This window comes from Ascidiaceihabitans sp., from assembly GCF_039986515.1.
In the GTDB taxonomy this organism is placed as follows: domain Bacteria; phylum Pseudomonadota; class Alphaproteobacteria; order Rhodobacterales; family Rhodobacteraceae; genus Ascidiaceihabitans.
In genome coordinates this window covers 1-7,586 of record NZ_JBDWQO010000006.1, presented here as the reverse complement: position 1 = coordinate 7,586, position 7,586 = coordinate 1, and the positions used below count along the sequence as shown (strand labels likewise).

Here is a 7,586-nt window from a genome sequence, read left to right as displayed (position 1 = left end):
TGGGAGAGTAGGTCATCGCCAAACCTAATAAGAACCATTCAATCTAAAACGATAACAACCAAACCACATAAAACGCAAAAACTGCATCGCTGAAATCAGTGTTTGCGCATCTGTGGATATCAGCCTTAAATTGACTACAGTGTAAGCGGTATCACGGCAGTATTTGTTTGTCTTTTGCGTATTTTATCATATCGACGGCGCTTGTCAGGGTGCCGATGGCGCCGAAGGTTTCCTGATCTGTCATGTTCGTGTTATTTTGGAATGCCTTCATTCCTTGATCCAGGAGTATTATGAACTCCTTTTCATCAATGATCTTTGTTCTGATACCTCCAACGATCATGGCTTCGATCAGCATTTGAAGTGCCACAAGCTGTCCAGCCTGCACTTCGATGGCGTTTTGCGCTTCTTTTAGTTTACTCATGGTTGGACGCCAATCTCTCTGATCTGGGGTTAAAGGGGTAGTTCCAAGGCATCAACTCATCGATGCGCACAGCGGGATGTCCTGCCGTAATGGCCTCCAAGGTCGCTTTGAGATAAGCGTATGGCTCGACGTCGTTAAGTTTGCAGGTCTCAATCAGGGGCGCGATGCGCGCCATGTTCGGCCGCCTTCATCGTGGCCTGCGAACAGCGCGTTTTTCCTGTTGAGCGCGATGGGGCGGAGTGCGCGCTCAACAATGTTGCTGTCCATCTCGACGGTGCCGTCATCATGGAACAACTTTAGACCCGTCATGTATTTGGCAATGTAGCTGAGCTTCTCGCCAAGGCGTGACTTTGCAGAGATGCGGGAACGGGCCGTTTTGAGCCAGACCTCGAAGTCAGCCATCAGCGGCTTGGTTTGTTCTTGACGCGCAGCCTTGCGTTATTCAGCCGATTGGCCCCTAATCGCCTCCTCTATCTTGTAGAACTTGGCAATGCGCTTAAGCCCTTCTTTTGCAATAGGTGATCCATCGCGGTCATGGACTTCCTTGAGTTTGCGCCGCGCATGGGCCCAGCAATAGGTCAGATTTACAGGGCTAGAGTTGCGGCCGGGCTTGGTCAGCACGTTATAGCCGGTATAGCCATCCACTTGCAGCGTGCCGCTAAAGCCCGTCAGGAAGTCTGTCGCATGTTTGCCGCCACGGCCATCCGCATAGCAGAAGACCACACCCGGCGGCGCAGTGCCACCAAAGGGGCGTTCGTCACGGGCAATGTCACGGGCAATGGCCCAGAGGTAGCCTGTTTTGGTTTTACCGCGTCCGGGGTCCAACACGGGGCAACGGGTCTCATCCGCAAACAACTTGTTCGATGCCTTCAACTCTTTGAACATGTGATCCACAACGGGGGCGAGATGGAAGGATACCTTGCCCATCCAATTTGCCAGCGTGGAGCGATCAATATTTAGGCCTGATCTTGGGTATATCTGGGACTGGCGGAACAGCGGACAATGATCCGCGTATTAGCCCTTTCGGAGCGCAGCGGTGTTTCGGGATCAAAGATGCAAAAGCTGGCAATAATCTCATGCCGCGCGTTCATAAATTCGGTTTCGAACGCGGGAAAGGCTTCGGATGCCGTAATCAGCTGTGTGCCAAGACCTGTGCTTTCTGATGAGACGGATGCGCCCCCAGAATTTTCAATCGACACTGAGCAGGTATCGCCCGCCTGCGCCAAGCCGATCTTTAACTCAGGTTTTTTGTTTTCCGAACTGCTGATGTATTTCATGGCATTGGTCATGCCTTCAGCCCTCAACAGAGACGATGGAACAGCTTGATCGGGGAACAGCAAGACAGGCTCGATGATGGTTGTAACGTCCACCGCATCGTTGCCAGATGTCGCAAGTTCCAGTGTTTTTTGAACGATACGGTCGAGTTGCTGCCCTGTTGAGAGATGCACGCTGGCCCCTCTCGGCAGATTGCGTTGCAACTGCCGGCCGAGCAATGGACAGACCTGTTCATCCTGCGGGGTGTTCCAGCCTACATCAGGTCGGACAATGGCCCAGAGTTCATCGCTGAGGTGGTCAGGGATTGGATCAAGGCGGTGGGGGCATATACTGCCTATATCGAACCTGGGTCAGCCCTCTCGGGACATCGCTACGCGATACCCTGTCGGCCAGCGCATGGGAGAACGGCTGATGCCAAAGCTTCAACGGGCGGATGCGTTATAAACTGCTGCCAAACGGTGAACGGCAGGTGGGCAGCTTTATTTTTCCGATGATTTTATTGGCCTGCAGGCAGGCGTCATGGGTGAAATGGGCCATTCTGTAGAAGCCACGACAAAAATGACGCTTTGCGTTTTCGATCGCGCATTTTCGCTGACATGGCTTGCCGCCATAGAAGAACATTTCTAGGCGAAGCAGTGTCGACCCTTGGGCCGCGCACCGCGTTGCAAGGCGTGGCATGGGCTTTGGTACGTGTGTTTTTGCGCGGCAAGCCCCTTGGGATGGAGCGCGGCGGACGGATGGCGTTCCCTTTCAAACAGCAGGATCTTGCAGACGCGCTTGGGTTGTCGCTGGTGCATACCAACAAAACACTTGGGATTTTGCGCAAACGTCAGTTGGCACATTGGACAGAAGATGAATTGCGGATCAGTGATTTGCAGGCTCTTGCCGATCTTGCACTGATCGAAACCAAAGCCCCGCAGGTACGCCCCATCTTGTGGTGTGCAATGGGTTATGTGTGTTTGCGAACATCTTTAAGACCCCGGCGTTTCTGCGCTATGCTGTAATTCCTTAAAGCCATCTCGCGATAAGGATGCTATGCGCAAATGAAACAAAGGCTTGGGGACGTCATGAGCAAAAAACTATTTCTAACAGGCGCACATGGCATGGTGGGGAAAAACGTTCTTGCCCATCCGGACGCTCAGGAATGGTCTATTCTGGCGCCAACATCGTCTGAACTGGATTTGACCGACGCGCATGCGGTGCGCGCATTCTTCGTGGCGGAAAAGCCAGACGCGGTGGTGCATGCGGCGGGTAAAGTTGGCGGTATTCAGGCGAACATGGCCGACCCTGTCGGGTTCCTTGATATCAACGTCACAATTGGTCGAAACGTGATCATGGAAGCCCACAATGCGGGGGTTTCGCAACTGGTCAACCTTGCGTCCACCTGCATGTATCCTGCCGGTGCGGCCAATCCTTTGACCGAAGAAATGATTTTGACAGCCCCGTTAGAGCCTACAAACGAAGGCTACGCGCTGGCCAAGATTATGGCGACGCGCATGTGCCAATACATCAGCGCGCAAGACAGTGCGGCGCAGTACAAAACCTTGATCCCGTGCAACCTGTTTGGCCTACATGACAAGTTCGACCCAAAGCATTCGCATCTGGTTCCCGCGATCATCCACAAGATGCACATTGCAAAAACCACAGGGGCAGAGACCGTCGAAATCTGGGGCGACGGCACGGCGCGCCGCGAATTCATGTTTGCCGCCGATTTGGCCGACGCCGTACATCGGTCGCTGGGCGATACCAATACTTTGCCTGATCTTATGAATGTGGGGTTGGGTCACGATCATACAATCAACGCATACTACGAGACGGTTGCCGAAATCGTCGGCTGGGAAGGGCGCTTTGTGCATGACCTGTCAAAGCCCGTCGGCATGAAACAAAAGCTTACGGACACGCGCCGCCAAACGGCTTGGGGGTGGTCGCCGCAAACGTCACTGAAAGACGGGTTGTCCGCAACATACGAACATTATCTGAACGAGGTTTCCAAATGAGCCCTAAATTCCCATTGGCCACATCATCGTGGGACGAAAAAGAACAAGAAGCGCTGCAGCGTGTCATTGCATCGGACATGTTTTCGATGGGGCAAGAAGTGAAAACCTTCGAAGCGCAATTCGCCAAGCAGTTCGGCAGCACCTATGCCGTTATGGTAAATTCCGGATCGTCGGCCAACCTTTTGATGACGGCGGCATTGTTCTACACGAAAACACCAAAATTGCAGCGCGGCGATGAAATTATCGTGCCGGCCGTCAGCTGGTCCACAACATACTATCCGCTTGCGCAATACGGGTTGCACCAAAAATTTGTCGATATCGACTTGAACACACTGAACTATGATCTGGATCAGCTTGAAGCCGCGATAACGGACAAAACCCGCGCTATCATGGTGGTTAATCTTTTGGGAAACCCCAACGATTTTGCCCGCATAAAAAGCATTATTGGCGATCGTGATATCATCATCATAGAAGACAATTGCGAAAGCATGGGGGCCACGTATCAGGGCAAAGAGGCTGGAACCTTCGGCGTCATGGGCACCTATTCGGCCTTTTTCTCACACCACATCTCGACGATGGAAGGTGGTATTGTCGTCACCGACGACGAAGAACTGTACCACGTTATGTTGTCGCTGCGTGCGCATGGCTGGACCCGGAATTTGCCCAAGTTCAACAAGGTTACAGGCGAAAAGTCCGATGATCCGTTTGAAGAAAGCTTCCGGTTTGTGTTGCCGGGCTACAATCTGCGGCCGCTGGAAATGTCCGGCGCACTGGGCCAGGAACAACTGAAAAAACTACCCGGTCTGATAGAAGGCCGCCGCGCGAATGGCGCCATGGTGCAGCGTGAATTGGGACAGCATCCGTTGTTCATGATCCAGCAGGAAATCGGAAACAGCAGCTGGTTTGGCTTCAGCCTTGTGTTACGTCCGGATGCTGACATGCAGCGCCACGACTTGGTAAAGCGCTTGATGGCCGCAGGGTTCGAATGTCGTCCGATCGTTGCAGGAAACTTCACCAAGAACGAAGTCATGCAACACATCGACCATTCCATTCACGGATCGCTGACCAATGCCGATTACATCGATGCCAACGGTCTGTTTGTGGGCAACCATCACTATCCGATCACCGAAGCCATCGCCGCTTTGAAAGCGCTTTAGGGCTTGGATGCGATTTTATTGAGCGAAAGCCGCCGCACCCCCTTGCAGTCCCCAAATTTCCGGACTAAACGCACGGTATTGGCGCGGGATGGAGCAGCCCGGTAGCTCGTCAGGCTCATAACCTGAAGGTCGTAGGTTCAAATCCTACTCCCGCAACCAATATTACTGAATAATTTCAGTTCGTTACAAGCCACCTTCGGGTGGCTTTTTTCGTTGGTGAATTGGCTGGTGTTACACTGGTGCTACGTTGGAGAGCAATTTTGCTTCTGATTGCAGAGACGGGTGCCACCACGTCTCATCATGTAGGGCACGCAACGCAATTACGGACTGGTGCTGGTTGAATATCCAGCAAGATACATGCTTTGCGTTGTCAGCTTTGTCCGGTGGCTTCAACGGATCGACGCAAAACATGCGTTAAAACGTTCTACTGGAGTTTCGTAATCCAGCGTTTTTCGAGGTCGTTCATTGAGCTGCCTCGCTACGGCGCTCAGCTTTGCCTGACTATGTATCGACAAATTCGTGCCCTTTGGAAAGTACTGTCTCAGAAGGCGATTTGTGTTTTCGTTTGTTCCGCGTTGCCAGGGCGAATGTGGTTCGCACAGCTAGACGTCGATATCCGTTGCAAGCGTGAAGGCCTTATGGCCTGCCATCTCTGTTCCTCGATCCCACGTAAGAGATTGATAAAGCTCTTTTGGCAGCTTGCCGGACTGTTTGATTAACGCTTGAATGACGCTGTGGCTGTCTTTGTTGCTGACTTTTGCCAACATCACAAATCGGGTGTGTCGCTCGACCAGTGTGGCGATGAAGCTGTTGCCAGATCCAGCAATCAAGTCTCCTTCCCAGTGTCCCGGCATGGCGCGATCCTCGACATCTGCAGGCCTTTCTCGGATAGAGATAACATCGTTGAACTTGCCCAATCCGCTGCGCTTAAGCGTTGCATGGCGTGACCGCCTGATGGACCGTGTCGCGCGTAGATACGCTTGTAATTCCTTCTTGAGCACCCCTCGTGTTTGGATGAATAGGCTCCGATAAATCGTCTCGTGAGAGATACGCTTGTCGTCGTCATCAGGGTGTACGCGCATCAGCCAACCTGCGATTTGTTGCGGAGACCATTTGCGGTGTAACTTGGTTGATATAATGCGGCAAAGATAGTCGTTCCCAACTCGCTTACAGGGCTTCGGGCGATGCGCACGATCCCAAGTCTGCGCGTCAGATATTGCAGCACGGTAGTTATTGGCACCGCCATTACGGCCGACTTCACGGCTAATGGTGGAAGGTGCGCGATGAAGGCTACCTGCGATCGAACGCAGCGACTGTTTGGCCACAAGGCCGCGTGATATCTCTTCACGTTCACAAAGCGTCAGTGCCAATCCGGATCGCCTTCGTATCGCTGGCCTTATGCCGCCGCCACGTTCCAACAACGGATAAATAGATGATGAGCCGCGATCGAAATGGCGCCCAATCGAGCTCATCGATTCCCCCCGCTGCCAACGATCCCAGATATCTGACTTCTGCTTATCTGTGAAAAATACCCGCGTCCGATAGGCCATGACTTACACTCCATCTTTCCAAAAAGATTAAAGTGTTGCGTCGATCCGTTGAAACCACCGGACAAAGCTGCCGTTTTCTGTAGTTGCGCCAAAGTCCGCTTTGCTGGAAGCTCACTACCTAAGCATAGCCAGTCCCATCATTGCTTCTGGCCGTTAACTTAATGCCAAGACAGACCAATAGACCAGCATAAGGGGTTAGTGGATATGGTTGGCGATGTGACCTAACTTAGCTGTATGAGCAAAGAGTCAAAACATGGCGGAGTCCAAAGTCAATATGCTACACCGCGCCACCTCGCGACGCGTGGGTCCTTTCAGGCGAAGTACGCATCTGTCAGTTGGTTTGACTGGCTGATTGATAAGATCGACCTAAAAGAAGGCGCATGTATCTTAGATGTCGGGTGTGGCCCCGGATGGTTTTGGCAGGCGTCAAGGGATCGGTTGCCAAGCGATCTGCGCGTTTCACTTGTCGATACGTCTCCAGGCATGATCGAGGAGGCCAAGACAAACCTTGCGATAGTGAAGCAGGTCGAAGTTATTGAGGCAGGAATTGCGGATGCTGTCGCTCTGCCTAATGCATCTGAAACTTTTGACATCGTCCTACTTTTGCACGTTCTCTATCACGTCAGTGATCCGCGCTCGGCCATTCAAGAAGCCAGTCGCGTCTTGCGCCCGGGCGGGCAATTGTTCGTTAGCACGAATACTCTCGATAATTTAAACGAACTACATGTGCTCGGCGCACAAGCGTTCGGGGGTCCTCCCGTCGACCCGGGGGCCGCTTTGTTCTCGCTAGACGACGCAGAAAAGATGGTCCGGGACGTATTTGAACACACAGGCCGATATGATTTGATCGATGTTATGGCCTGCACAGACCCAGCTGATGCAGTTGCTGTACTTTTGTCTATGCCACCGGGCAACACTGCGTCCGACAAACAACGTAACCATCTCTCCAAACTGATTAACGACGAAAGCGAAAGAACCGGGGGAGTGCTACGAGCCACGCGCAGAAATGGACTGATCATGGGTATCAAGGCGACTTAGCAGACGCTGGACCTGTCGCGGTTTGATGCCGTTCCTTTGATAGCATTTATTGCAACAAAGGCGATGAACTATGCCCCGCCCGGCAGGGTTATGCGAAGCATGATCCCGAGAGGGGACTGAAACGGACGGACGAATTCCGGCAAGATGC

General features: G+C 52.7%; 7 protein-coding genes, 1 tRNA gene and 3 pseudogenes. 6 read left to right on the top strand and 5 right to left on the bottom strand.

All coding sequences use genetic code 11. The features are described from left to right. Positions 1–151: 151 nt before the first annotated feature. From ABJL60_RS02600 to ABJL60_RS02585, 4 genes and pseudogenes are all read right to left on the bottom strand, one after another. Positions 152–421, bottom strand: a complete 270-nt coding sequence (locus tag ABJL60_RS02600) for a hypothetical protein (protein WP_348432395.1) — start codon at positions 419–421, stop codon at positions 152–154. Further along, the gene (locus tag ABJL60_RS02595) at positions 414–596 is read right to left on the bottom strand and encodes a transposase domain-containing protein (RefSeq protein ID WP_348432394.1); all 183 of its coding nucleotides are present in this window, start codon (positions 594–596) and stop codon (positions 414–416) included. Before ABJL60_RS02595 ends, ABJL60_RS02600 begins: the two co-directional genes overlap by 8 nt. Continuing rightward, positions 575–1,375 (bottom strand): annotated as a pseudogene (locus ABJL60_RS02590) (IS66 family transposase). Before ABJL60_RS02590 ends, ABJL60_RS02595 begins: the two are co-directional and overlap by 22 nt. A gap of 2 nt (positions 1,376–1,377) precedes the next feature. Next, positions 1,378–1,869: a hypothetical protein gene (locus ABJL60_RS02585; protein WP_348502089.1), complete on the bottom strand. Its 492-nt coding sequence runs from the start codon at positions 1,867–1,869 to the stop codon at positions 1,378–1,380. A 48-nt stretch (positions 1,870–1,917) separates the two neighbouring features. Between ABJL60_RS02585 and ABJL60_RS02580 the strand changes: the two are divergent. From ABJL60_RS02580 to ABJL60_RS02560, 5 genes and pseudogenes are all read left to right on the top strand, one after another. Then, a pseudogene (locus ABJL60_RS02580) lies at positions 1,918–2,105 on the top strand (hypothetical protein); the annotation flags it as partial. Positions 2,106–2,331: 226 nt separating this feature from the next. Further along, positions 2,332–2,700 (top strand): helix-turn-helix domain-containing protein, encoded by a 369-nt coding sequence (locus ABJL60_RS02575; RefSeq protein WP_348502088.1) that lies wholly within the window; start codon positions 2,332–2,334, stop codon positions 2,698–2,700. A gap of 63 nt (positions 2,701–2,763) precedes the next feature. After that, positions 2,764–3,693, top strand: a complete 930-nt coding sequence (locus ABJL60_RS02570) for a GDP-L-fucose synthase (protein WP_348432391.1) — start codon at positions 2,764–2,766, stop codon at positions 3,691–3,693. Beyond that, the gene (locus ABJL60_RS02565; RefSeq protein ID WP_348287054.1) at positions 3,690–4,850 is read left to right on the top strand and encodes an aminotransferase class V-fold PLP-dependent enzyme; all 1,161 of its coding nucleotides are present in this window, start codon (positions 3,690–3,692) and stop codon (positions 4,848–4,850) included. Before ABJL60_RS02570 ends, ABJL60_RS02565 begins: the two co-directional genes overlap by 4 nt. 82 nt (positions 4,851–4,932) lie before the next feature. After that, positions 4,933–5,009 (top strand) — tRNA-Met (locus tag ABJL60_RS02560). Positions 5,010–5,239: 230 nt separating this feature from the next. Here ABJL60_RS02560 and ABJL60_RS02555 read toward each other — a convergent pair. Next, positions 5,240–6,400 (bottom strand): annotated as a pseudogene (locus ABJL60_RS02555) (IS30 family transposase). 234 nt (positions 6,401–6,634) lie between these two features. Between ABJL60_RS02555 and ABJL60_RS02550 the strand changes: the two are divergent. Next, positions 6,635–7,438: a methyltransferase domain-containing protein gene (locus ABJL60_RS02550; RefSeq protein WP_348413183.1), complete on the top strand. Its 804-nt coding sequence runs from the start codon at positions 6,635–6,637 to the stop codon at positions 7,436–7,438. The last annotated feature ends 148 nt before the right edge of the window (positions 7,439–7,586 follow it).